The organism is Burkholderia pseudomultivorans (assembly GCF_001718415.1).
In the GTDB taxonomy this organism is placed as follows: Bacteria; Pseudomonadota; Gammaproteobacteria; order Burkholderiales; family Burkholderiaceae; genus Burkholderia; species Burkholderia pseudomultivorans_A.
Map to the genome: position 1 here is coordinate 1316480 of NZ_CP013378.1, position 25838 is coordinate 1342317.

18 protein-coding genes are annotated in these 25838 nt (G+C 68.6%); 9 read left to right on the top strand and 9 right to left on the bottom strand.

The features are described 5' to 3' along the window. Nucleotides 1-614 precede the first annotated feature (614 nt). Both WS57_RS18430 and WS57_RS18435 read left to right on the top strand, forming a co-directional pair. Nucleotides 615-1073 (top strand): (2Fe-2S)-binding protein, encoded by a 459-nt coding sequence (locus tag WS57_RS18430; protein WP_009695629.1) that lies wholly within the window; start codon nt 615-617, stop codon nt 1071-1073. 21 nt (nt 1074-1094) lie between these two features. Continuing rightward, nucleotides 1095-3578, top strand: a complete 2484-nt coding sequence (locus WS57_RS18435; RefSeq protein WP_069244685.1) for a xanthine dehydrogenase family protein molybdopterin-binding subunit — start codon at nt 1095-1097, stop codon at nt 3576-3578. A gap of 116 nt (nt 3579-3694) precedes the next feature. On the opposite strand, the gene WS57_RS18440 is transcribed toward WS57_RS18435, so the two are convergent. Further along, a complete protein-coding gene (locus WS57_RS18440; RefSeq protein WP_069244686.1) occupies nt 3695-6742 on the bottom strand; it encodes an FAD-binding and (Fe-S)-binding domain-containing protein in 3048 nt (1015 codons plus the stop codon). A 153-nt stretch (nt 6743-6895) separates the two neighbouring features. On the opposite strand from WS57_RS18440, the gene WS57_RS18445 reads away from it, so the two are divergent. Then, the gene (locus WS57_RS18445; protein WP_069244687.1) at nt 6896-7777 is read left to right on the top strand and encodes a LysR substrate-binding domain-containing protein; all 882 of its coding nucleotides are present in this window, start codon (nt 6896-6898) and stop codon (nt 7775-7777) included. Nucleotides 7778-7807: 30 nt separating this feature from the next. On the opposite strand, the gene WS57_RS18450 is transcribed toward WS57_RS18445, so the two are convergent. Next, nucleotides 7808-8659, bottom strand: coding sequence for a LysR substrate-binding domain-containing protein (locus tag WS57_RS18450; protein ID WP_060253738.1), 852 nt, complete (start codon nt 8657-8659; stop codon nt 7808-7810). A 104-nt stretch (nt 8660-8763) separates the two neighbouring features. Here WS57_RS18450 and WS57_RS18455 point away from each other — a divergent pair, with 104 nt between their 5' ends. Further along, nucleotides 8764-9411 carry a LysE family translocator gene (locus tag WS57_RS18455; RefSeq protein WP_069244688.1) on the top strand — a complete coding sequence of 216 codons (648 nt, stop codon included), beginning with the start codon at nt 8764-8766 and terminating at the stop codon, nt 9409-9411. A gap of 9 nt (nt 9412-9420) precedes the next feature. Here WS57_RS18455 and WS57_RS18460 read toward each other — a convergent pair whose 3' ends face one another. The 5 genes from WS57_RS18460 to msuE all read right to left on the bottom strand — a co-directional run bounded on the left by WS57_RS18460 (nt 9421) and on the right by msuE (nt 15368). Continuing rightward, on the bottom strand, nt 9421-10869 hold the full coding sequence (locus WS57_RS18460) for an APC family permease (protein WP_059517691.1): 1449 nt from the start codon (nt 10867-10869) through the stop codon (nt 9421-9423). Between the two features lie 12 nt (nt 10870-10881). Then, nucleotides 10882-12282 (bottom strand): LLM class flavin-dependent oxidoreductase, encoded by a 1401-nt coding sequence (locus tag WS57_RS18465; protein ID WP_059517689.1) that lies wholly within the window; start codon nt 12280-12282, stop codon nt 10882-10884. A 64-nt stretch (nt 12283-12346) separates the two neighbouring features. Then, nucleotides 12347-13576 (bottom strand): SfnB family sulfur acquisition oxidoreductase, encoded by a 1230-nt coding sequence (locus WS57_RS18470; protein WP_059517717.1) that lies wholly within the window; start codon nt 13574-13576, stop codon nt 12347-12349. A 92-nt stretch (nt 13577-13668) separates the two neighbouring features. Further along, nucleotides 13669-14772, bottom strand: a complete 1104-nt coding sequence (gene sfnG / locus WS57_RS18475; RefSeq protein WP_009695621.1) for a dimethylsulfone monooxygenase SfnG — start codon at nt 14770-14772, stop codon at nt 13669-13671. 35 nt (nt 14773-14807) lie between these two features. Then, nucleotides 14808-15368 carry an FMN reductase gene (gene msuE / locus WS57_RS18480; protein ID WP_009695620.1) on the bottom strand — a complete coding sequence of 187 codons (561 nt, stop codon included), beginning with the start codon at nt 15366-15368 and terminating at the stop codon, nt 14808-14810. Nucleotides 15369-15961: 593 nt separating this feature from the next. On the opposite strand from msuE, the gene WS57_RS18485 reads away from it, so the two are divergent. From WS57_RS18485 to WS57_RS18495, 3 genes are all read left to right on the top strand, one after another. Continuing rightward, nucleotides 15962-17200: an acyl-CoA dehydrogenase family protein gene (locus WS57_RS18485; protein WP_081337696.1), complete on the top strand. Its 1239-nt coding sequence runs from the start codon at nt 15962-15964 to the stop codon at nt 17198-17200. Continuing rightward, nucleotides 17197-18318, top strand: coding sequence for a sigma-54 interaction domain-containing protein (locus WS57_RS18490; RefSeq protein ID WP_069244689.1), 1122 nt, complete (start codon nt 17197-17199; stop codon nt 18316-18318). Before WS57_RS18485 ends, WS57_RS18490 begins: the two co-directional genes overlap by 4 nt. 157 nt (nt 18319-18475) lie before the next feature. Further along, a complete protein-coding gene (locus WS57_RS18495) occupies nt 18476-20176 on the top strand; it encodes a dihydroxyacetone kinase family protein (RefSeq protein ID WP_069244690.1) in 1701 nt (566 codons plus the stop codon). 102 nt (nt 20177-20278) lie between these two features. On the opposite strand, the gene WS57_RS37160 is transcribed toward WS57_RS18495, so the two are convergent. Continuing rightward, nucleotides 20279-20746 carry a hypothetical protein gene (locus WS57_RS37160; RefSeq protein ID WP_144397674.1) on the bottom strand — a complete coding sequence of 156 codons (468 nt, stop codon included), beginning with the start codon at nt 20744-20746 and terminating at the stop codon, nt 20279-20281. Between the two features lie 497 nt (nt 20747-21243). Between WS57_RS37160 and WS57_RS18505 the strand changes: the two genes are divergently transcribed. Both WS57_RS18505 and cysS read left to right on the top strand, forming a co-directional pair. Continuing rightward, the gene (locus WS57_RS18505; RefSeq protein WP_059517684.1) at nt 21244-22635 is read left to right on the top strand and encodes an MFS transporter; all 1392 of its coding nucleotides are present in this window, start codon (nt 21244-21246) and stop codon (nt 22633-22635) included. A gap of 338 nt (nt 22636-22973) precedes the next feature. After that, nucleotides 22974-24353, top strand: a complete 1380-nt coding sequence (gene cysS, locus WS57_RS18510) for a cysteine--tRNA ligase (RefSeq protein WP_069244692.1) — start codon at nt 22974-22976, stop codon at nt 24351-24353. Nucleotides 24354-24433: 80 nt separating this feature from the next. On the opposite strand, the gene WS57_RS18515 is transcribed toward cysS, so the two are convergent. Then, complete coding sequence (locus WS57_RS18515; protein ID WP_038455259.1) at nt 24434-25828, bottom strand: aspartate aminotransferase family protein; 1395 nt, start codon at nt 25826-25828, stop codon at nt 24434-24436. Nucleotides 25829-25838: the final 10 nt, after the last annotated feature.

The following is a 25838-nucleotide window of genomic DNA, read 5'->3' on the forward strand; positions in this document are numbered from 1 at the left end:
TCGAACCTGAATCGATGACCGGATTTAAAACCGGCGAAGATTAATCAACCAGAATTATTTAATCGGCATTTTTTACTTTTAAGCCCCCTCATCTTCCCGGTAAATTTTCTACTTATTCAAAGCCGCTGCCTCCGGCAAATCGGAGACGCCGCCACTCGACTGCGTCCGTCGCGCTCCTGTCCCTGCAGATCAAACGACAACCCGTACGGAACCGCCGCCGACATCGCCCTCGCGCCTGGTAAGCAAACGCTGAATTTCACTCGGCGGAACAACCGGATCCGAACCGCTCGACAGATCGATTCATCGCCGCCTGTCGCCCGATCTGCAAGCCTCCCGGCGTGATCGCGAGTCAAATATAGGCCCGACTCGCAAACGTTTTCCATCGGCACAGCGCGTTTTTGTCAAAACTCAACAATCTTTCCGGAACATTCGATGATTAGTATGCTTGATGTAAAACTTCATGTTTTAACTGTCTCCGTCGAATCATTAAGAAAGGCAAAAAATCCAGATTTACGGATGCATGCCTTTTCTCGAATCTGCTTTAATTGATTCAGCCGCCTCATTGCGATTTCGTGTCGAGAAAGATAACGAGGTGTCCAAGGGAGAACTTCACGATGGCGACGTTGAACATCAATAACCGGGCGACGGAGGTCGATGCCGATCCGTCGACGCCGGTGCTCTGGGTGCTGCGCGACAACCTCGGCCTGACCGGCACCAAGTTCGGCTGCGGCACCGGCGACTGCGGCGCATGCACCGTGCACGTCGATGGCAGGCCGGTGCATAGCTGCACGCTGGCGCTCTCGTCGGTCGGGAACGCGCGCATCACGACCTCCGAGCACCTCGCGGACGATGCGGTCGGCAAGGCCGTCCTCGACGCGTGGGTCCGCCACGATGTCGCGCAATGCGGCTATTGCCAGAGCGGGCAGATGATGAGCGCGGTCGGGCTGCTGCGCGGCAACAAGTCGCCGACCGATGCCGACATCGACAGCGCGATGAGCGGCAATCTTTGCCGTTGCGCAACCTACCAGCGCATCCGCGCCGCGATTCACGACGCGGCCGCCGCACTGGCCTGAGCCTGCCGGGAGATCACGACCATGCGTATTCGCACTGCCGGGCGCCCGGCCATCACCGACGCCCCCGACGCCACGCCCGTCACCGGAGCCCGTTCTCCGGGGCTCGACCGGCGCGGCTTCCTGAAGCTCACGATGGCGGCGAGCGGCTGCCTCGCGCTGGGACTCGCACCGACGCGCGCCGGCGCTCAGGCCGGCAACGCCGCGCGAACCCAGTCACCGCAAGCATTCCTGATCATCGCGCCGGACAACACGGTGACGGTCGCCGTCAACCGCACCGAATCCGGCCAGGGCGTCAGCACCGCGCTGCCGATGGCGCTGGCCGACGAGCTCGATGCCGACTGGCGCAATGTGCGCACGGTGCTCGCACCGGCCGGCGAGCCGTACAAGGATCCGGTCACCGGCATCCAGATGACGGTCGGCTCGACGTCGGTCAGCCACTCGTTTACGCAATACCGCGAACTCGGCGCATCCGCGCGCGCGATGCTCGTCGCCGCGGCCGCGCAACGCTGGAACGTCGATCCGGCCACGTGCCGGACCGCGCACGGCGTCGTCACCTCCGGCAGCCACAGCGCGACCTACGGCGAACTCGCGCCGGACGCGATGGCAATGCCGGTGCCGCAGCACGTGCCGCTGAAGTCGCCCGACCAGTTCCGCATCATCGGCAAGCCGACCCCGCGCGTCGACTCCCGCGCGGTGCTCGACGGCACGCTCCAGTACGGGATGGACTGGCGCCTGCCGGACATGATGGTGGCCGTGGTGGCCCGCCCGCCGCGCTTCGGCGGACAGGTCGCCAGCTACAACGCGGCGGCGGCCCGGGCCGTCAAGGGCGTGGTCGAGGTCGTCGAGATCCCGACCGACCGCGGCGGCACCGGCGTGGCCGTGATCGCGAACGGCTACTGGCCCGCCAGGCTCGGTCGCGACGCGCTGCAGATCACCTGGAAGGACAGCGGCTCGACCGTCACGTCCGCCGAGCAGATGCAGATGTACAAGCAGCTCGCCGGCACGCCGGGCACCGTGGTACGCACGGCCGACGCCGGCAACGCGCCGCCGGCAGCGACCCGGATCCGCAAGGACTACGAATTCCCCTATCTCGCGCATGCGCCGATGGAGCCGCTCAGCTGCACGGTCGACGTCGGGCCGGCGAACTGCGCGTGCGGGATCAAGATCTGGGGCGGCTCGTCGCTGCAGACCACCGACCGCGCGGCAGTCGCCAGGGCGCTCGGCGTCGCGCCTGCGAAGGTCCAGATCTTCACGATGATGTCGGGCGGCGACTACGGCCGGCGCTCGACGCCGACCTCGGACTACGTGGTCGAAGCCGCCCGCGTGTCGGCCGCATATCTGGCGGCCGGCCACCTCGGCCCGGTCAAGACGATCTGGACGCGCGAAGACGATCTGCGCGGCGGCTATTACCGCCCGATGGTGCTGCATCGCGTCGACATCGGCGTCGACGACAGCGGCGCGGTGCGCGACTGGCAGCACGTCGTGGTCGGCCAGTCGGTGCTGAAGGGCTCGCCGCTCGAACGCACGACGGTTCTCCGGAGCGGCACCGATCCCGACCTGACCGACGGCGTCGCGAACAGCCCGTACGGGTTCCCGGTCCGGCTGTCGGTCCATCAGCCCGAGGTCGACGTGCCGGTCCAGTCATGGCGCTCGGCCGGTCACACGCATACGGCGTTCGTGATGGAGACGCTGGTCGACGAGCTCGCGCACGCGGCGCGCCAGGATCCGGTCGCCTACCGCATGGCGCGGCTGGCCGGTCCCGAGCACGCGCGCCATCGCCAGGCGCTCGCGCTGGCCGTCGAGAAGTCCGGCTACGGCACGCGCACGCTGCCGGCCGGGCATGCGTGGGGCGTCGCGATGCACGAAACCGCCGGCACGGTCGTCGCGTACGTGACGGAAGTGTCGATCGCGGCCCAGCAGCCGCGCGTGCATCGCGTGACGGCGGGCGTGCATGCCGGCCGCATCGTGAATCCGACCGGCGCCGAAGCGCAGATCCAGGGCGGCGCGCTGTTCGGCCTCGCGACCACGAAGCCCGGCTTCGCGATCGACGTCGAGCATGGCGCGGTGCGCAACGCCGGCTTCGCCGACTACCCGCCCGTGCGGATGCAGGAAGCGCCGCCGGTGGACGTGTTCTTCGTCCCGTCGGATGCGCATCCGTCCGGCTTGAGCGAAGCCGGCGTGCCGCCGATCGCGCCGGCGGTCGCCAACGGCGCGTTCGTGCTGACCGGCGAGCGGGTCCATGCGCTGCCGTTCGCGCCGATGCTGGTCGCGGCGGCCGCGCCGACGCTGCCGGCTGCGCCCGCCGCCGAAGACGATCCATACGCCGACCTGCCGGCCGGCGGTTGCCGGATTCCGCACAAGGCCCGACCGGCCGCGTTGAAGCCGAAGACCGCTCAAAGCCAGGCGGGCGTCGGGCAGCCGGGTGCGGTGCCGAAATTCCTGCGACCCAGGCGGCGAGCTGGCATACCGTGCATCGAGGATCTCAAGAAGGGGGTAACGACCTGACAGCGTGTTTCGACAGGCTTCCAGGCGTTGATCCGGCGCATCCCGTCAGCAATGCCGATCGCTTCGGCGCGCCCGCGCCGCCGAAGCGATTCAAGACCCGGATGAACCGCCGGCGATCACGCCCCCGCCCGCACATGATCGAGCAACGCCTGCAACGGATGCCGCAACTGCCGCGCCGACATCCGCTTCGCCTGGCTGCGGCAAGAATACCCGGTCGCCAGCGCTTCGCCTTCGTCGTCCGGCCCGTCGACATGCGCCGCCCACGACTGCGCATAGATCGTCCTGGACGTCGCGAGATTGCGCGCTTCGTGTCCATAGGTGCCGGACATCCCGCAGCACCCGGTCGCCTCCACCTTCAGGCGCAGCCCGCGACGCGCGAACAGCTGCGTCCATTGCTTGCCGCTGTCCGGCGCGTTGGTCTTTTCGGTGCAGTGCGGCAGCAGCCGATACGTCGCGTTCGCCCCGCCCGCACCGCCTTCCGGCAACGCGTGCAGCAACCACTCCTGCGGCAGCGCGACGTCCGGCACGTCGGCGAGCCCCGTCACCTTCCGGTATTCCTGCCGATAGGCGAGCGTCATCGCCGGATCGAGCCCGACCAGCGCAACGCCGGTGTGCGCCAGCGCATGCAGTTGCGCCGCGTTGCGGATCGCCGCCTTCTCGAACGCGGCAAGAAAACCCTGCACGTGCAGCGCCTTGCCGTTCGGCAGCAGCGGCGCCAGCCAGACCTGGAAGCCCAGCCGCGCAGCCAGCTCGATCAGCGTCGCCAGTTGCTCGGTGTCGAAGTAGCGCGTGAACGTGTCCTGCACGATCACGACGCTGCGTTCGCGCTGCGCGTCGCTCAACGCGGCCAGCGCGCGCGGATCCGCCGGCCGGACCTGCCATCGACGAAGCGCGGCCGCGAGGTCGTAGCGGCTCAGCAGCGGACTGTCGACCATCCCGACATGCCGCTCCAGCAGCGTGCGCACCCAAGCCGCGCGCATCAGCCCGTTGTACAGCGCGGGCGCCTTCGCGATCCACGGCATCGTGAATTCGAGCGAACCGATCAGGTAGTCGCGCAGCGGCCGCAGATAGCGGCGGTGATACAGCTCGAGAAAGCGCGAGCGGAACTCGGGCACATTGACCTTGACCGGGCACTGCCCCGCACAGGACTTGCAGGCGAGGCAGCCGGCCATCGCGTCATACACTTCATGCGAAAAATCCGCTTCGCCGCGACGCGCGGCGCGGCTGTTGCGCCAGCGGCTGGCGAGGCTGCCGACGAACGACTGCGGCATGCGCGCGGCCGCGACAACGTCGACGCCGGCCTGTCCTTGCAGGCGCAGCCATTCGCGCATCAGCGACGCACGCCCCTTCGGCGAATGCAGACGCTCGCGCGTCGCCTTCCATGACGGACACATCGCGTCGTCCGGGTCGAAGTTGTAGCAGGCGCCGTTGCCGTTGCAGTGCATCGCCGTGCCGTAGCTCTGCCAGACGCGCTCGTCGATCTGCCGGTCGTGCTCGCCGCGCGTCGGCACTTCGTCGATCTTCAGCAGCCGCATCGTCGGGTCCGGCGGCGTCGCGATCTTGCCCGGGTTGAACTGGTTGTACGGATCGAACGCGGCCTTCAGCTGCTGCAGCGACGGATACAGCTCGCCGAAAAACGCCGGCGCATACTCGGAACGCACGCCCTTGCCGTGCTCGCCCCACAGCAGCCCGCCGTGACGCTGCGTCAGCGCGGCGACGCCGTCCGATACCGGACGCACCAGCGCCGCCTGCCGCGGATCCTTCATGTCGAGGATCGGCCGCACGTGCAGCACGCCCGCATCGACGTGGCCGAACATCCCGTACTGCAATCCGTGACTGTCGAGCAGCGCGCGGAATTCCGCGATGTACGCCGCGAGGTTCTCCGGCGGCACGGCCGTGTCCTCGACGAACGGCTGCGGCCGCGCCTCGCCCTGCACGTTGCCCAGCAGCCCCACCGCGCGCTTGCGCATCGCATAGACGCGCTTGACCGCCTCGTCGCCGACCGCGAGCGTATGCCCGAGCCGCTCGACGCTCGTATCGGCGCGCAGATGTTCGGTGAACGCGCGGACCTGCGCATCGACCTCGGCCGCATCGTCGCCGCTGAATTCGATCAGGTTGATGCCGAGCGTCGGCCGCCGTTCGTCCTGCGGAAAATACTCGGCGACGCTGCTCCACACGAAGTCCTTCATCGCCAGCAGCAGCACCTTCGAATCGACCGTCTCGATCGACAGCGGCCGGTGCGCGAGCAGCGCGCGCGCGTCGCGCAGTGCATCCATGAAGGCCGCGTAGCGCACGTTGACGAGCACCGAGTACTTCGGAATCGGCAACACGTTGAGCTTCGCCTCGACGACGAAGCCGAGCGATCCCTCCGCGCCGCACAGCACGCTGTTGAGGTTGAAGCGTCCGTCCGCCTCGCGCAGGTGCGCGAGATCGTAGCCGGTCAGGCAGCGATTCAGCTTCGGAAACTTCGCGTCGATCAGCGCGGCCTTCTCGTCGCTGATGCGCCGCGCGGTGCGATAGACCTTGCCGATGCGGTCCTGCCGCGCGCAGCGGCGCCCGAGTTCGTCGGCCGCGAGCGCGCTGCTGTGCAGCCGCTCGCCGCCCATCAGCACGAAGTCCAGCTCCAGCACGTGATCGCGCGTCTTGCCGTAGGTGCAGCTGCCCTGCCCGCTCGCGTCGGTATTGATCATCCCGCCGACCGTCGCGCGGTTCGACGTCGACAGTTCCGGCGCGAAAAAAAGGCCATGCGGCTTCAGCGCGGCATTGAGCTGATCCTTGACGACGCCCGCCTGCACGCGCACCCAGCGCTGCGCGACGTTGATTTCGAGGATCCCGTTCATGTTGCGCGACAGGTCGACGATCAGGCCGTCGGTCAGCGACTGGCCGTTGGTGCCGGTGCCGCCGCCGCGCGGCGCGACCACCACGCCGCGGTGCGCGGGCTCGGCGAGCAGCCGCGCGACGAGCTCGACGTCGCGCGCGTGCGCGGGACAGACCGCGGCCTGCGGCAGACGCTGGTAGATCGAGTTGTCGGTCGCCTGGACGGTCCGGTTCGCATGGTCCGCGCGGATTTCGCCTTCGAATCCGGCCGCGCGCAACGCGGCCAGGAAATCGGTGTACGAGCGGGCCGGCGGCGCGGCGGGACGGGGCAACGGGGCGATCGACATGGGCAGGGACGCAAAAAGGTTGGACCCCGGCGCTTGCGCTTCCGCAAAACCATGACTTTTGAGCAAGATTTCGCCGCGTCGGGAATTCCAGTATCTTTGTAATACCCGTGCCGGACAAACGAATTCTTGTCCGGCGATACTTGCATAAAACTCATGAATTACCGCCGCCTGACCCCGTCTATGTCCCTGCTGCTCGTGTTCGAGGCGGCCGCGCGCCATGAAAGCTATACGCGCGCGGCCGAGGAGTTGTCGCTGAGCCAGAGTGCGATCAGCCGGCAGGTCCAGACGCTGGAGGACCAGCTCGGCGTGCCGCTGTTCCGGCGCGAAGGGCGCTCCGTCAAGCTGACCGAGGTCGGGCGCCGCTACTTCGCCGAACTGAGCGGTGCGCTGGGCCGCATTCGCGGCGCGACGCTGCAGGCGATGTCCCATCAGGCCGGCGCCGGCACGCTGCGCCTCGCGACGCTGCCGACGTTCGGCTCGAAATGGCTGCTGCCGCATCTGCACGACTTCTACGCCGCGCATCCGGGCGTGACCGTGCATCTGCATTCGCGGATCGGCAACGTCGATTTCCACCTCGACGATATCGACGCGGCCATCACCGTCGGCGCGGGCGAGTGGCCCGGGCTGCGCGCGCACCGGCTCTACAACGAATTCCTGGTCGCGATCGCGAGCCCCGACGCGACGACCGGCGCGGCCGTCACGCCGCAATGGGCGACGAAGCAGACGCTGCTCGGCGTGACGAGCAACCAGCAGGCGTGGGCGGAGTGGTTCTCGCACAATCGGCTCGATCATCGCCAGATGCGCATCGGCCCGAGCTTCGAGCTGACGTCGCACCTGATCCAGGCGGTGCGGGCCGGGATGGGTATCGGACTGGTGCCGAAGGTGCTGGTGGAGGACGAACTGGGCCGCGGCGAACTCGTGTCGATCGGCGACGCGATTACCAGCCAGCGCAGCTACTACCTCGTGTACCCGCCGGCGAACGAGACGCTGCCGTCGCTGGCCGCGTTCCGCGACTGGCTGCTGAAATCCTGCTGACCCGGCGCGAACAGACGCGATCAGGGGCAGTCACGCACGCCATTCGCCGAGGATCTGCTCGGCCAGGTAATCGCACGGCGGCCGCGCCGACTGCGCACTGCGCGCGAGCACGACTTCGAGCTCGCCGAGCGGCGGCAGCCCGTCGCCCTGCGACAGCTGGACGAGGTGTTCCGGGATGCTGCAGCGCGCGAGCGGCGCGACGGCGAGACCGGCTTCCACCATGCTGAGCAACCCGAGGAAGCTCGGGCTTTCGTACGACATCCGGAACCGGATGTGCCTGCGGTTCAGCGCCTTGATCGCATGATCGCGCGCCATGCTGCCGCCATGCGTGAAAAACGCGACCGGCAACGGCCGCTCCTCCCACACCTTTCGCGTCGACGACCCCGCCCACACGATCGGCTCGCGGCGGATCAGCTCGCCGCTGACGCCCTTGATCCGCGTCAGGCACGCGAGGTCGACGGCGTTGTCCTTCAGCATCGGCACGAGCGCGCTGCTCGGCAAGCCGATCACGCGCACCTCGACGCGCGGATGCGTCGCGGCGAACTTGCCGAGCACCTGCGGCAGCAGCGACGACATGTAGTCGTCGGGCACGCCGATCGTCACGCGGCCCTTGATCTCCGGACGCACGACCGACGCCCACGCTTCGTCGCGCATCGCCAGCATCCGGCGGCCGTAGTCGGCGAGCGTGCGGCCGTCGTCGGTCAGCGACACATTGCGCGTATCGCGCACGAACAGCGGCTTGCCGAGCGCGTCTTCGAGCGCGCGGATCTGCATGCTGAGCGCCGACGGCGACCGATGCACCTGCTGCGCGCCCTGGGCGAACGACCCCGTGTCCGCCACGGCGACCACCATCGCCAGCACGTCCAGGTCGAGCTTTTTCATGTCATTCAGAAAATCTGATCAATCGATTCAGTTTAACGCGTTTTACTGCGCAGCCCCGCGGTCGGACAATGCATCCGTCAACCCGCGTTTCAGGAAGCGCCCAGATGCACAGCCCGGCTTCGATCTATGGATTTCTTGTCATCGGCGGCATGCTCGCGATCACGCCGGGGCCGAACATGGTCTACGTGATGTCGCGCTCGCTCGCGCAGGGACGGGCCGCCGGGCTCATTTCGCTGGCCGGCGTGATGATCGGTTACTTCTTCTATATGTTCGGCGCCGCGTTCGGCGTCACGACGCTGTTCCTGAGCGTGCCGTACTCGGCCGCCGTGCTGGCGGCGATCGGCGCGGCCTATCTGCTTTATCTCGCGTGGCGGGCCGTGCGGCCCGGCGGCCGCTCGCCGTTCGAGGTGCGTGCGCTGCCGGCCGAGCAGCCGTTCCGGCTGCTGGCGATGGGCGCGACGACCAGCGTGCTGAATCCGAAACTGGCCATGCTGTTCGTATCGCTGTTGCCGCAGTTCATCGACTACCGGCAAGGCAGCGTGTTCGGCCAGTCGATCTGGCTCGGCTCGCTGCTGATCGCGGCGTTTGCGTCGGCCAACGGGCTGGTCGCGATCTGCTCGGCCAGCATCGCGAAGTTCCTGCACGGCCGACCGAAGTGGCTGCTCGCGCAGCGCTGGGCAATGGGCGCCGTGCTCGGCGGCCTCGGCGTGCAGATGGTCGTCGATGCGGCGAGGCTGGCGGGCGGGGCGTAACGGGCTGCGTCACTTCGTCAGCAACTCCGCTTCCAGCTCGCGCAAGCGCTGCGGAAACCACACCCGCAGCACCACGAACCATGCGAGCCCGATCAACAGCAACGCGGCGAACACGTACGGCAGCCACGCATAGACGCCGTCCGGCACCGGATACACGCTGCCCGCGAGCGGGATCGCCAGCAGCACGACCGCGACGGCGCTGATCGCGACATGCGAGGCCTTGAGCCGGCCCTGGCGCCGCAGGTAAAGCGGCGCGCCGATCGCGACCAGCACATACGCGAGCAGCCAGCCGTAAGTCGCGATCGAGCTGAGATAGCCGTACGAATCGAGCAGCGCGGTGCCGCGCGCGGTCAGCACCAGTGCGATCGTCAGCGCCAGCACCGCGATCAGGCCCACGGCGACATGCGGCGTCGCATTGGTCTCGTGCGCGCGCCCGGTCGATGCGTGCAGCACACCCTGCCGTCCGAACGCATAGACGATCCGCGCCGCTGCATTGATCGACGAGAAGAAGGCCGCGAAGAAGCTCAACGACACGCCCGCGTCGATCAGCACGCCGATCCAGCCGGCGCCGAGCCGGTGGGCGAGCACCGCCAGCGGGCCGTCGACGCGATCTAGCGGCGGTGTCTGGCCGTGGAACGCGCCGACCATTCCGTACGCGCCGATCACGAACAGGATCGCCGGCCCGATCACGCTGATCAGCACCGCGCGCGGAATCGCGCGAAACGGATCGCGCGCCTCGGCGCCGAGCACGGTCGCGCTTTCGAAGCCCGTGAAGCTGAAGAACGCGAGCACCATCCCGAGCTGAAGCTCGGTCGGCTTCACGCCTTCCAGCGTCAGTTGCGCACGGTCGACCGGATGGCCGCCGAACGCGATCGTGCCGATCACGACGATGGCGATCAGCAGCAAGGTCGCCAGTTCGACCAGCAGCGTAAAACGCGTGGAAAGCCGGATGTCGCGAAACGCGATGTACCACGCGGCGAGCGCGGTGACGACCGTGAGGCCGAGCACCGTGCCGAGCGGCGTCGTGCTGCCGAGCAGTCCCGTTTCGCGACCGAGCACGAGGAACGTGTTGATGGTGCCCTGCAGGATGCCCGAGGCGGCCACCGTATAGGCGATCAGCAGCGACCAGCCGCAGATCGCGCCCCAGACGGGCCCGATGCCGGCCGACACGTACGCGTACAGCGCGCCGGGCGACGCCGAGTCGCGCGCGAACACGGCGATGCTCCACGACGAGAACAGCAGCGCGACGATCGCGAACAGATATGCGAGCCAGGTGCCGTTGCCCGCGGTCGCGAACACGGCCGGAATCAGCACGCCGATTCCGCCCGACACGCCGACCAGGCCGATCGACTGCGCAATCAGCTCGGGCAGGCTCAGGTAGTTGCGCCGCAGGCCGCCCGCATGCGGCGTGGCGCGCTGCGCGGCCGGGGCCGGCGCAGACGTTGCTGGATGATTCATCGATTCACCTCGTCAGGAATGAAGCGGCGCGGCGGCGTCGGGCACGGCCGCCTCCACGCGAAAGCGCGCGCCGTAATGCGTGTCGTGCAATGCCGCGCCGCGTCCGAACAGCTTTTCGCGCAGCGTGCCGTCGCGGTACGCGCGCTTGTAGACGCCGCGCCGCTGGAGTTCGGGCACGAGCCACTCGACGATGTCGGCAAAGCTGCCCGGATTGACGACGGCCGCGACGTTGAAGCCGTCCGCGCCGGTGTCGTCGAGCCAGCCCTGCAACGCGTCCGCCACCGTGCGCGGCGAGCCGACGAGCACCGGCCCGTCGCCGCCGATCCCGCAGTAGTCGGCGATCTCGTCGATGGTCCAGCGACGCGTCGGATCGGCCGACGTGAACGCTTCGACGGCCGACTGGATCGCGTTGCTGTCGACGTGTTCGAGCGTCTGGTCGGGCGCGAAGCGGCTCAGGTCGAGGCCGGTCCAGCCCGACATCAGCGCAAGCGAGCCGGGCCGGCTGATGTAGCGCCGGTAGTCGTCGAATTTCGCGCGAGCCTGCGCATCGGTCGGCGCGACGACCACGGTGATCTGGTTGAAAATCAGCAGATCGCGCGCAGCGCGGCCCTGCCGGACGGCTTCGGCGCGCAGCGCGTCGACCTGCGCGCGCAGGATCGCGCGCGTCGGCGCGGCGACAAACACGCACTCGCCGTGCCGCGCGGCGAACTGCCGCCCGCGCGACGACGCGCCAGCCTGGTACAGCACCGGCGTGCGCTGCGGCGACGGCTCGCTCAGATGAAAACCCGGCACCGTGAAGAAGCGGCCGTGATGGCCGATCCCGCGCACGCGATCCGGCTCCGCATAGACGCCGCGCGCCTTGTCGCGCACCGCCGCGCCCGGTGCCCAGCTGCGTTCCCACAGCTTGTAGCAGACCTCGAGATACTCGTCGGCCAGTTCGTAGCGGTTGTCGTGCGTGAGCTGTGCTGCCTGCCCGAGATTGCGCGCGCCACTTTCCAGGTACGACGTCACGATGTTCCAGCCGATCCGGCCGCCACTCAGGTGATCGGCGGTCGACATCCTGCGCGCGAACGGATACGGATGCTCGAACGACACCGACGCGGTCACGCCGAAGCCAAGATGGCGCGTCGCAGCGGCCATCGCCGACACGAGCTGCAACGGGTCGTTGATCGGCACCTGCGCGGCGTTGCGCAGCGCGGTGTCGGCGCTTTGCCCGTAGACGTCGTACACGCCGAGCACGTCGGCGATGAACAGGCCGTCGAACAGTCCCCGTTCGAGCGTCGTCGCGAGCGCGGTCCAGTAGCGCAGGTCGGTATAGCGGTGCGATTGATCGTCCGGGTGCCGCCACAAGCCGGCGGACAGATGGCCCGGACTGTTGATCGTAAAGGCGTTCAGCCTGATTTCCTTGCCCATTGTTTCGTTGCGTTGAAGACGGCCGCCGCGGGCCGCCGGCGAAGGGCCGCGGCCCGCGCGCGGGTCAGTTCCAGGAGTGGCGCGCGGGCTTCACGCCGTTGAGGTAGTAGTTGCCGATCGCGTGGTACTTCCAGCGCACGGGGTCGTGCAGCGTATGCACACGTGCGTTGCGCCAGTGGCGGTCGAAGTTGTATTTCGCGAGCGTCGACTTGCTGCCGCCGAGTTCGAACAGCTTGCTCGCAGCGAGCAGCGACACCTCGGTCGTCGCGATCTTCGCCTCGCCGACCGCGATCGCGGCCTGCGCGACCGTCTGCTCGTCCGGCTCGCGCTTCGCGATATCGACGAAGCGCCCCGCGCGGGCCAGCAGCGCTTCGGCCGCGTGCACGCGGTACGCGATGTCGCCGATCTGCGCGATCGTCAGCGGATCCTGGCTGGCGCGCTCGACGCCGCTATCGATCCACGGGCGCGCATGCTGCTGGACGAAGTCGATCGTGTCCTGCAGCGCCGCGCGCGCGATGCCCAGGTCGATCGCGGCGGTCGTAATCTGCGCAAACGGGCCCGCGAAGGTCGGACGGTCGTACGAACGCTGCGTATGGAAGATCTCGAACGGGCTCACGCGCACGTTCTCGGCGATCACCGTGCCGCTCGCCGTCGTGCGCTGCCCGAAGCCGCTCCAGTCGTCGACCACGGTCAGCCCCGGCGCGCCCTGCCGGACGAATGCGAGCACGGCCTGGTCGTCCTCGTCCAGCGCGAGCACCGGAATCCAGTGCGCGAACAGCGTGCCGGTCGAATAGAACTTGCGGCCGTTCAGCACGAAGCCGTCGCCGTCGCGGCGCACGCGCGTCCGGATGTCGAGCACGTTCTTGCCGCCGGCTTCGGAAAACGCGTTGCCGTAGCGCGTGCCCTTCAGCACGAGGTCGAAAAAGAAGTGCTTCTGCGCGTCGCTGCCTTCGAGGCGAATATCCTCGATCAGGCAATAGTGGTTCTGCGGAATCTGGCCGATCGACGGGTCCGCCTCGGAGACGATCGCGATCACTTCGGCCAGCGTGACGTTCGATACCTCCGCGCCGCCGTATTCGCGCGGCACGGTGATCCCCCACAGGCCGCTCGACGAAAACAGCTCGATCTCGTCGAACGGCAGCCTGCGTTCGCGGTCGCGCAACGCCGCGTGCGCGGACAGTTGCGCCGCGACCTTGTGCGCGACCTCGATCGCCTCGGCGTCGGAGCCGATGACGGGAACGGTGACGGCAGCCGCGTGATCGGCCGCGTTTGCTTCAATGATTTCCGTAGACATGAAATTTCCGGCAAAACCCATGAACCGACCGGCGGCGCACGAGACGCTCAAGCCGATCGCCTGTTTCGAAATCCGAAACACTGCACCGCGCGTCACGCGGCAACCACCTGCCGCTGCGCCTCGAGCTCCCTCACCAGCGGCAGCACGCGCTTGCCGAAGTACTCGACTTCCTCGATGAAATGCAGGAACCCCGCCAGCACGAGATCGACGCCGATCGCCTTCAGCGCGACGATCCGTTCGGCGATCTGCTGCGGTGTGCCGATCAGGTTGGTGCGGAAGCCGTCGTTGTACTGCACGAGATCCTCGAACGTCGATTTCGCCCAGTTGCCCTCGCCTTCCGGCGACGCCTTGCCGGCCTCCTTCACTGCATCGCCGAACGCATGCACGGCCTCGACGTGCGCATGGCGGACGATGTCGTCGAGCACGGCCCGCGCTTCCTCCTCGGTGTCACGCGCGATCACGAACGCGTTGACGCCGATGCGCACGCGATGGTTGTTCGCGGCAGCCTTCGCGCGGATGTCGTCGATCTGCGCCTTCAGGTTCTCCGGCGTGTTGCCGTTCGTGAAGTACCAGTCCGACACGCTCGCCGCGTTGTCGCGCGCTGCGCGCGAGCTGCCGCCCTGGAAGATCTCCGGATGCGGCTTCTGCAGCGGCTTCGGGCTCAGCGTGTAGTCGTTGAAGCGGTAGAAGTCGCCCTTGAACGTGAAGTTGTCCTGCGTCCAGATGCCCTTCAGCGCCTGGATGAACTCCTTCGAGCGCCGATAGCGCTCGTCGTGTTCGAGCCACGGCTCGCCGATCGCGGTGAATTCGCCCTTGAACCAGCCGCTCACGACGTTGATCGCGATGCGCCCGTTCGAGATGTGGTCGATCGTCGCGAGCTGCTTCGCGACCACGGCCGGATGCCACGGCCCCGGCAGGATCGCGGCGAGCACCTTCAGCTTCGTGGTCGCGTGCAGCAATGCCTGGCTGAACGACACCGACTCGTGCTGGTACTCGGCGCCGTAGCCGGCCGTGAAGCGGATCTGGCTCAGCGCGTATTCGAAGCCGGCCGCCTCGGCCGCACGCGCGAGCTTCTGGTTGTAGTCGAGGCTCCAGTCGGTGCGCTGCTCGATCGTGCTGACGACGAGGCCGCCGCTGACGTTCGGCACCCAGTACGCGAATTTGACGCCGGCGTCGGAAGGTTCGGTCACGCTCATGTGTATGTCCTGGTCGAAGAAGGAAAGGGATGCGACTACGCGGCCGCGACGGAAAGCGCATGCGGGCGCAGCTGCGGCGCCGCGCGTTCGACGGCGAGCGCGATGCGCGCGCGCAGCGCCGGGTTCGCGATCTCGTAGCGGTCGAAATCGCTTTCGGACGCGTACACGCCGATCGGCAGCGTGCGCGCCTGGAAGAAGCTGAACAGCGGCCGCAGCTGATGGTCGATCACGAGTGCATGGCGCTCGCTGCCGCCGGTGGCCGCGAGCAGCACGGGCACGTCGACGAGTGCGTCGTGATGCACGAGGTCGAACAGGTGCTTGAAAAGGCCCGTATACGACGCGCGATACACGGGGCTCGCGACCACCAGCGCATCGGCCGTCTCGATCGCGCGCAGCTGCGCATCGAGATCGGCCGGCACCTGCGCGCGCGTCAGCGCGCCGGCCAGCCGCGCGCCGATCTCGCCGAGTTCGATGCGCTGCGCATCGATCGGCAGCGCGTCGCCGAGCGCCATGACGATCGCGTCGGTCAGCGCGAGCGTGCGCGACGGCCGCTGCAGGCCGCCCGATATCGCGACCACCTTGATTGCATTGCTCATCTGTTGCGTTCCCGTTGTCGAAGCGGATGCGAGCGCATCCGTCACGAACGGAGTCAGCAAGGAGCGTGCCAATTCGCCGAAGGCGACGAGCGCCCGTCGTCCGGACAACGAAATACCTCGCCAACGACGGCTTGTCGCGGCATGCGCGTCGATCGCGTCAGGCTGATAAGCGTGCCCGCTGACGCGTCAGAACCATATTCCGCAGCGAGATGAACCGCAGGAAACAGGGCTGCTGATTCACTGCTGCTCCACCAGCAGCACAACGTGTCGCTCAGCCGGATTTCCGTTTCTGCGTGGATTGCGCGAAGCGGGCAGCGGCGTTATCGATCGATCCCGTGCGCGCACGCACCGGGCGTCGTGCGATCGCGATCGCGGCCCGGCTTCATCCGTTTGCCGCAACATCGGAACCGCTGCTTGATCGTCGCACGCGCATCGGTTGCGACAACCCGCTGCCTGCTGCGCAGCAATCCGCCTTTGGTTATCAGAAATCGATGTTTCCCGGACAGCGCAAAACATTGAACACTCTGCTGATCAGGCAGCAGCGCGGACCGCAGCATCGGTCCGCGCGATGCGGCCACCACACCTTCATCGCCATGACCCTCCTTTCCGCACCGCCGCGCGCCGCCGACCTGCCGCACACGATCGCCCCGTCGCGCGACGACGAGCCCGGGCAACCCGGCGCCCGGCAGACCGCCGAACGTCTCGCGGCCGGCTTCGCGCGAACGGCGGCCGAACGCGACCTGAAGGGCGGCACGCCGAAGGCCGAGCGCGACCTGCTGCGCGCAAGCGGCCTGCTCGCGCTGAGCATTCCCGCCGCCTACGGCGGCCTCGGCGCGAGCTGGCGCACGACGCTCGACATCGTTCGCGTGCTCGCGGCCGCCGACAGTTCGCTCGCGCATGTCTTCGGTTTCCATCACCTGATGCTCGCGACCGTGCGGCTGTTCGGCGCGCCCGCGCAATGGGAATCGTGGTTCGAACGCACCGCGCGCCATCAATGGTTCTGGGGCAATGCGCTGAACCCGCTCGACGAGCGCACGATCAGCCGCACGCGCGGCGCGTGGCGCGAATTCAGCGGGCAGAAAAGCTTCTGCTCGGGCGCGCTCGACTCGCAGATGCTGATCGCGTCCGCGCACGATGCCGAGACACGCGCGTTCCTGATCGCCGCGGTGCCGACCCAGCGCAGCGGCATCTCGATCGCCGACGACTGGGACAACATCGGCCAGCGGCAGACCGACAGCGGCACCGTCACGTTCGAGAAAGTGCGCATCGAGGATCACGAAATCCTCGCGGACCCGGGCCCGCTGTCGACGCCGTTCGCCTGCCTGCGGCCGCTCGTCGCGCAGCTCGTGCTGACCAACGTGTATCTCGGCATCGCCGAGGCCGCGTTCAACGACGCGCGCCACTACACGCTCCATGAGGCGCGGCCGTGGCCGGGCGCGCAAGTCGCGAGTACCGGCGACGATCCGTACATCCTCGGCCAGTACGGCGAATTCTGGATCGGTCTCGAAGCCGCGCGCGTGCTCGCCGACCGCGCCGCCGACCGCCTCGACGCCGCGTGGGCGCGCGACGCGGCGCTCACGCATGCGGAGCGCGGACAGGTCGCGCTCGCCACGGCCACCGCGAAGGTGTCGGCCGCGCGCACGGGGCTCGACCTCTGCACGCGCATGTTCGACGTGGCCGGCGCGCGCGCGACGCACGGCGCGCTGCGGCTCGACCGCCACTGGCGCAACCTGCGCACCCATACGCTCCACGATCCGCTCGCGTACAAGATTCGCGAGATCGGCGAATGGGCGCTCAAGCAAACCTGTCCGACGCCGGGCTTCTACTCATGAACCATTCCCCTTCCGACCCGGCGTGGCTCGACACCGCCGAACTCGCCACGACCGAAGCCGCGCCGGTCCTCACGCTGCCCGATCGCCACGCGCTCGCGACCTCGATCCGCGCCCGCGCGCAGGTGTTCGTCGATCCGCGCTCGCTCGCGCTGCTCGAACGGATCCGGCTCGTCGCGCCGAGCGACGCGAACGTGCTGATCGTCGGCGAGACCGGCACCGGCAAGGAGCTGATCGCGCGCCACGTGCACAGCCTCAGCCAGCGCCAGAACCGCCCGTTCGTCGCGGTGAACTGCGGCGCGTTCTCCGAGACGCTGGTCGAAAGCGAACTGTTCGGCCACGAGAAAGGCGCGTTCACCGGCGCGTTCAGCGCGAAGCCCGGCTGGTTCGAGGCCGCGAACGGCGGCACGCTGTTTCTCGACGAGATCGGCGACCTGCCGCTGTCGATGCAGGTCAAGCTGCTGCGCGTGCTGCAGGAACGCGAGGTCGTGCGGCTCGGCTCGCGCACGGGCATTCCGATCGACGTGCGCGTGGTGGCCGCCACCAACGTCGACCTGCAGCATGCGGTCGCGGCCGGGCATTTTCGCGGCGACCTGTTCTACCGGCTCAACGTCGTGCAGCTCGCGGTGCCGACGCTGCGCGAGCGGCCGGGCGACATCCTGCCGCTCGCGCGCTACTTCTTCGACGACTATCGCGGCCGTCTCGGCTACGGGCCGCGCAGCATCGATCCGCGCGCCGAGCGCAAGCTCGAGGCGCACTGCTGGCCCGGCAACATCCGCGAGCTGGAGAACGTGATCCATCACGCGCTGCTGGTAAGCCGTCATGAATCGCTGCAGGACACCGACCTGCATCTGTCGTCGTCCGGACTGCCGCCCGCGAACGCGGCCGCCACCGCGCCAGCGTCGCCCGCCGGCGCGCAGGCGGCGCTCGAACGCGCGCTGCGCGAACTGTTCGACGAGGATCACGGCAACCTGTACGAGCGCATCGAGGACACGGTGATGCGCGTCGCGTTCGAGTTCAGTCACCGCAACCAGATCCAGGCCGCACGCCTGCTCGGCATCAGCCGCAACGTGCTGCGCGCGCGACTGATCCGCGCGAAGCAGATCGCGGCGCTGAAGTAGGCGCGTTCGCGCGGCGACTGCGCGGCGCGAGGCGGCGTCGCGATTTGTCCCCGTTCGTGGAAGAACGCGCGAACCTGATGTATCGTGGCACGAAGCCTGCGCCCGACGTCAGCACGCGCCCGGCGCGGCGTCTTCCATCTGCCTGGATTTCGTTGCCATGAAAAAGCTCGTCAACCGCCCGTCCGACGTCGTGCGTGAAATGCTCGAAGGCATCGCGCGACAGTCGCCGCATGTCGCGATCCTCGGCGACGCACACGTCCTCGTGCGCCGCACCCTGCCCGAGCCGTCGCAACGGCCCGTCGCCGTGCTGTCGGGCGGCGGCAGCGGCCACGAACCCGCGCACGGCGGCTATGTCGGCGACGGAATGCTGAGTGCGGCCGTCTGCGGCGAAGTGTTCACGTCGCCGTCCACCGACGCGGTGCTGGCCGCGATCCGCGCGACCGCCGGCCCGAACGGCGCATTGCTGGTCGTCAAGAACTACACCGGCGATCGGCTCAATTTCGGGCTCGCCGCCGAGCTCGCGCGCGCGGAAGGCATTCCGGTCGAGACGGTCGTCGTCGCCGACGACGTATCGCTGCGCGGCCGCGTCGATCGTGCCCGGCGACGCGGGATCGCGGGCACCGTGCTGATCCACAAGCTGGCCGGCGCGGCCGCCGCGCGCGGGCTGTCGCTGGCCCGCGTCGCGGCGATCGCGCGCGACGCGGCAGCCGATCTCGGCACGATGGGCGTCGCGCTCGACGGCTGCACGCTGCCGGGCGCCGACCGTTCCGGCTTCAGCCTCGCCGATCACGAGATCGAACTCGGGCTCGGCATCCACGGCGAAAAAGGCGTCGAGCGCAGGGCGCCGCTGCCGGCCGACGCGCTGGCCGACACGCTGCTGTCGAACATCGTCGGCGACCTCGTGCTCGACCGCGGCGAACGCGTCGCGCTGCTCGTCAACGGGCTCGGCGCGACCCCCGAGATGGAACTGGCGATCGTGCTGCGCGCCGCGCACGACAACCTGAGCCGGCGCGGCATCGTGGTCGAGCGCGCATGGGCCGGCACGTTCCTGTCCGCACTCGACATGCCGGGCTGCTCGATTTCGCTGCTGCGGCTGAGCGACGAACGCGCGGCGCTGCTCGACGCGCCGACGCAGGCGCGCGCGTGGCCGGGCGGCGGCGCGGTGAACCGGCAGATCCGGATCGAAACCGCGCACACGCCCGACGCGCCGTTCCCGCCGCTCGATGCGGCCGGCCAAGCATGGGCCGCGCGCCTGCAGCCGGCATTGCACGCCGTCGCGCACGCGCTGATCGACCACGAGGCGACGCTGACGGAACTCGATACGGCCGCCGGCGACGGCGATCTCGGCGCGAGCATGCACCGCGCCGCGCAGGCCGTGCTCGCGCTGCCCGACGCCGCGTACGGCACGCCGGCCGGCGCGCTCGCGGCGCTCGGCGCCACCTTGCGACGCGCGATCGCGGGCAGTTCGGGGCCGTTCTATGCGACCGCGGTGCTGCGCGCGTCGCGCCGGCTCGCCGATGCGGCAGAACCGTCCGCACGCGACTGGGCCGCCGCGTTCCGGCGCGCGGTGGAATCGATCGGCGAACTGGGCGGCGCGCGCGCCGGCGACCGCACGATGCTCGATGCGCTCGTGCCGGCCGTTGCCGCATTCGACCGCGCGCTCGACGATGGCCTCGACGCGTCGGCCGCGTTGCGGGCGGCGGCCGACGCGGCGGAGCGCGGCGCGCAGGAAACGGCGCGCATGACGCCGCGCGCGGGGCGCGCGAGTTATCTCGGCGAGCGGGCGATCGGCACGCCGGACGGCGGCGCCGTCGCGGTGGCGTGCTGGCTGCGCGCGTTGAGCACGGCCGCGCGCTGAGGAGCCGCGCGTTCGCGCGCGCATGGAACGACCGCACGGCGAATCGCATCGCACCGCATGACCGGAACCGCGGTGCGATGCGGTATATCGCCGTTTCCTGCTTCAGCCCGCGCCGTTCGGCTTCGCGCGACCGGGCAGCAGCACCGCAGCGACCAGCGCGAAACCGAAGCTCGCGAGCCAGCACCAGTAGCCGACCGCATCGAGATGAACGGGCTGGACATCGCCGGCCTCGTTGACGGCAATCCGGCGCAGCGACAGGAACGTGATCCCGAACAGCAGCGCGAGCACGGCCGCAACGACCGCCGGCGTGCGGCTGCGCCGCAGCGTGGCCGCCCACGCGAAAAACACCAGCGGATTCGCGAGCCACGCATAGATACCGCCGAGCACGCCGAGCCAGCCCGTCAGCAGCACTTCCCAGCCGTCCGCCCACGGCTGCGACGGCGGCCCGCCCGTGCTGAACGGCGTCGTGACCATCGCGACCAGATAGAACAGCACGCTGACCGCCAGCGAGATCGCGGCCGGGCGCCCCATCGGCGCGCGCTCGACGGGGGATCGGGCCAGCGTGTTCATCGACGACGCGCCGCCGGCGCGGCGCCCTCGGAGGCGGAAAGCGGCGCACGAAGCGCAGACGCTCGTGCCGGAATCCGTACCGCATGCGACATCCGGAATGTCTTCATTTTTTTCACCGACGTCAGACAGAAAGCGATACCGGCGATTCTGCCACGCGTTGCGCGGCGCTTCGCCGTTCCGTACCCCGACGACCGGATGCGCGGCGTACGCGCTGGCGAACGGCGGCGGGGCAGCGGCGACTGCGACGTCGTCCGCCGGCGCATGACGGCACGCGACGGCCGCCCGCCCCCGCAAACCGATCCGGTACGGATAACGAACGGTATCGCTAGCCTGCACTGATCCGGTGCGCATCGCTGCCGATCCGCGCCGCCCGCCCGCAGTACGGGGAAAACCCCGATCCCGACATCGTCCTATGACATCCGGTCGCGCGAATTGGCGGGATTACTTTGATCCTCGTCGGCGCCCACCCGGGCGCATGCTGATAGCGAGGATCCCTCATGCGATACGTGCCATCGTGGACTTCCGTTTCTCCCGCTCCGTCCGTGCCCGACGAGACGGTTTCCGAACACCGCGGCGACGAGCCGCACTGCCTGCCGCGCGTCGCGATCGCGGCCGCCGCGCTCGGCAACGCGACCGAATGGTTCGACTACGGCATCTACGCGTACGGGCTCGCGTATATCTCGGCCGCCCTGTTTCCGGGCAGCACCGCCAGCGCGACGCTGTTCGCGCTCGGCACCTTCGCGATCTCGTTCCTGATCCGTCCGCTCGGCGGCCTGTTCTGGGGGCCGCTCGGCGACCGGCTGGGGCGCAAGCGCGTGCTCGCGCTGACCGTGCTGACGATGTCCGGCGCGACGCTGCTGGTCGGGCTGCTGCCGACCTACGCGACGGCCGGCTGGCTCGCACCGGCCGCGCTGATCGTGCTGCGCATGGTGCAGGGCTTCTCGACCGGCGGCGAATACGGCGGCGCGGCGACCTTCATCGCCGAGTACGCGCCGGACTCGCGGCGCGGCTTGTGCGGCAGCTTCCTCGAATTCGCGACGCTGGCCGGGTTCTCGCTCGGCGCGCTGCTGATGCTCGGCAGTGCGCTGCTGCTCGGCGACAACGCGATGCACGCCTGGGGCTGGCGCCTGCCGTTCCTGGTCGCCGCGCCGCTCGGGCTGATCGGCTTCTACCTGCGTTCGCGCCTCGAAGAAACGCCGGTGTTCCGCGAGCTCGAGGAACAGGCGCAGCGCCGCGAGAAAAGCGCCGCGGCCGTCGCGCTGCCGGTCGGGCAGCTGCTGGTCCGCTATGCGCGGCCGCTGCTGCTGCTCGGCGGCCTCGTCGTCGCGCTGAACGTCGTCAACTACGTGCTGCTCGCGTACATGCCGACCTACATGCACAAGGAGCTCGGCGTCGGCGAAAACATGTCGCTGCTGATTCCGCTGATCGGCATGCTCGCGATGATGGTGCTGCTGCCGTTCGCCGGCTGGCTGTCGGACCAGGTCGGCCGCAAGACGATGTGGTGGATCTCGCTGGTCGGCCTGTTCGTCGCGGCCGTGCCGATGTTCACGATGATGACGCACGGCGTGCTCGGCGCATTCATCGGCTTCGCGGTGCTCGGCATCCTCTACGTGCCGCAGCTCGCGACCATTTCCGCGATGTTCCCGGCGATGTTCCCGACCCACGTGCGCTATGCGGGGATGGCGATCGCGTACAACGTATCGACCTCGCTGTTCGGCGGCACCGCGCCGATCGTCAACGACTGGCTGATCGGCAAGACCGGCAACACGATGATCCCCGCGTACTACATGATGGCGGCCTGCGCGATCGGGCTGGTCGCACTGTCGGGCGTGATCGAGACGCGCGGGTGCTCGCTGCGCGGCGACAGCGTGCCGGGGAAGACGAGCTGACGCGCCGGTTCATCGCCATCGCCATCGATGCTCGTCGAACGCATCGCCCGCCATCCGACAACGGACGGCGGGCGATGTTCTTTTCGACGGCGAACGTGCCCGACGCCGACTGCCCCGGTATTGACCTGCGCCGCCCACAGGCGCTAGCATCGTCCGCATGCTGAATCACGCCCCGCTCCCCGTTTCGTCGATCCGCGCATGTTGTCGCGATGCGCCAGGGGAAAGTTGCGTGTAGCGAAATCGCTCCACCTTGAAGCAATCACCTGCTGGCCGCCTGTCATACCGAACAGGCGGCCTTTTTGTTTTTTGAGCCGACGCGTTCGGCACGGAGATGCACGATGCCGCTCGAGCTGTACGACACCTGGTCGCGGGCCGTCCGCCCGTTCACGCCGATCCGCCCCGGCCGGGTCGGCATGTACTGCTGCGGCCCGACGGTCTACGACGACGCGCATATCGGCAACCTGCGGACCTACGTGTTCGAGGACATCCTGCGCCGCGTGCTGACGCGCAACGGCTACGCGGTGCGGCACGTCGTCAACATCACCGACGTCGGGCACCTGACGTCGGATGCGGACGAAGGCGAAGACAAGATGGAAAAAGGCAGCCGGCGCACCGGGGAATCGGCGTGGGCCATCGCGCAGCGCTACACCGACGCGTTCGTCCGGGACTGGCGCGCGCTCAACCTGCTCGAGCCGACGATCTGGTGCCGGGCGACCGATCACATCGCCGAGCAAATCGCGTTCATCGAAACGCTCGAACGGGCCGGCTACGTGTACCGGACCGACGACGGCCTTTACTTCGACACGCGCCGGCAGGACGACTACGGCCATCTCGCGCGGCTGGACCGCGCGGGGCTGCAGGCCGGCAAGCGCGTCGCGATGGGCGGCAAGCAGAGCGTGACGGATTTTGCGCTGTGGAAATTCAGCCGCGCCGGCGTCAAGCGGCAGATGGAATGGGACAGCCCGTGGGGTCGAGGCTTTCCGGGCTGGCATATCGAATGCTCGGCGATGTCCGCGAAGTACCTCGGGACGCTGTTCGACATCCACTGCGGCGGCGAGGACCATATCGCCGTGCATCACAGCAACGAGATCGCGCAGACGCAGGCGGCGCACGGCACGCGTCTCGCGAACTACTGGCTGCACGGCCATTTTCTGACGCTCGACGCCGACGCGAAGATGTCGAAGTCGAGCGGCGACTTCGTTCGCCTGCAGACCTTGCAGGAGCGGAACGTCGATCCGCTTGCGTATCGCTACCTGTGCCTGACGGCCCATTACCGAAGCAAGCTGCATTTCACGTGGGCATCGCTCGACGCCGCGCAGACCGCGCTGAACCGGCTGCGGCAGCTCTACGCCGCGTGGCCGGACGGCGGCCGCGTCGATCCGGCCTTCGCCGCGCGCTTCGATGCCGAGCTGAACGACGACCTGAATCTGCCGAGGGCGCTCGCGGTGCTGTGGGAACTCGTCAGGAGCGATCTGCCGCCGTCGACGCTGAAGGCGACCGTCGACAGCTTCGATACCGTGCTCGGTCTCGGCCTGCGCGACTGGACGGCGGCTTCGTTCGACATCCCGGAGGACGTGCGCGTGCTGCTCGACGCGCGCGAACGGGCCAGGGCGGAACGGGACTGGGCGAGCGCCGACCGGATCCGCGACAGGCTGCGCGCACAGGGCTGGCGCGTCGAGGACACGACCGAAGGTCAGCGCCCGTTCGGCATCGCGTAACGAAAAACGCCGTCGCACCGATCGTGCGACGGCGTCCCGTCATGCATCGCGGCGCGCGTCGACGCCGCCCGACGCTGCGCTCAACCGGCAGTCGACAGCGTCCGCTCCGCGACCTCGTCGACCGCCTCGCGCACGATCCCGACGATCTCGTCCGCTTCCGCGCGCGTCATCACGAGCGGCGGCGCGAAACCGAGAATGTCGCCATGCGGCATCGCCCGCGCGATCACGCCGCGCTGCAGCGCCGCAGCCGACACCTGCGCGCCGATCTTCAGCGCCGGATCGAACGGCGTGCGCGCGTCCTTGTCGGCCATGAACTCCAGCGCGGCCAGCATGCCGACGCTGCGCACCTCGCCGACGAGCGGATGCGCGCCGAACGCGTTGCGCAACTGTGCGCCGAAATACGCACCGACCTCGGCCGCGTTGCCGACCAGGTTCTCGCGCTCGATGATCGCGAGGTTCGCGAGCGCGGCCGCCGCACAGACCGGATGGCCCGAATAGGTCCACCCATGCCCCATCGGCCCGTGCTCCTGCGAGCCGCGCGCGATCACGTCCCACACCTTGTCGCCGACGATCACGCCCGACAGCGGCGCATACGCGCTCGTCAGCCCCTTCGCGACCGTGATCAGGTCGGGCTCGATGCCGAAATGCTGCGCGCCCATCTTCGAGCCGAGCCGCCCGAAGCCGCACACGACCTCGTCCGAGATCAGCAGGATGTCGTGCTTCTTCAATACCTGCTGGATCGCGGGCCAGTAGCCGGCCGGCGGTTCGATGATGCCGCCCGTGCCCATCACCGGCTCCGCGATGAACGCGGCGATCGTGTCCGCGCCTTCGCGCGCGATCAGCTTTTCGAGTTCGTCCACGCAGTACGCGACGAACTGCGCCTCGCTCATGCCGGCCGGCGCCTTGCGATACCAGTGCGGGCACACCGTATGCTTGACGCGATCGATCGGCAGGTCGAAATGCTGGTGGAAGCTCGGCAGGCCCGTGAGGCTGCCCGTCACGATGCCCGAGCCGTGATAGCCGCGCTCGCGCGAGATGATCTTCTTCTTGTTCGGCCGGCCGAGCACGTTGTTGTAGTACCAGACGATCTTGACCTGCGTCTCGTTCGCGTCGGAGCCCGACATCCCGTAGTAGACCTTCTTCATCCCGGCCGGCGACCAGTCGATGATGCGCGACGACAGCTCGATGATCGCGTCGGACGAGTGACCGACATAGGTGTGGTAGTACGCGAGCTGCTTCGCCTGTTCGTACATCGCGTCCGCGACTTCCGTGCGGCCGTAGCCGATGTTCACGCAATAGAGGCCCGCGAACGCGTCGATATAGCGCCTGCCCTGGTGATCCTCGATACGGATGCCCTGGCCGCCGCGCACGATCTTGCCGGGCAGCGCGCCGCTCGCGTGGTCGTACGCATGCGTGGACGGGTGCATGAAGTGTGCGCGGTCCTGGTCGAACAGCGTGTCGAGCGATGGTTTCATGATGAGCTCC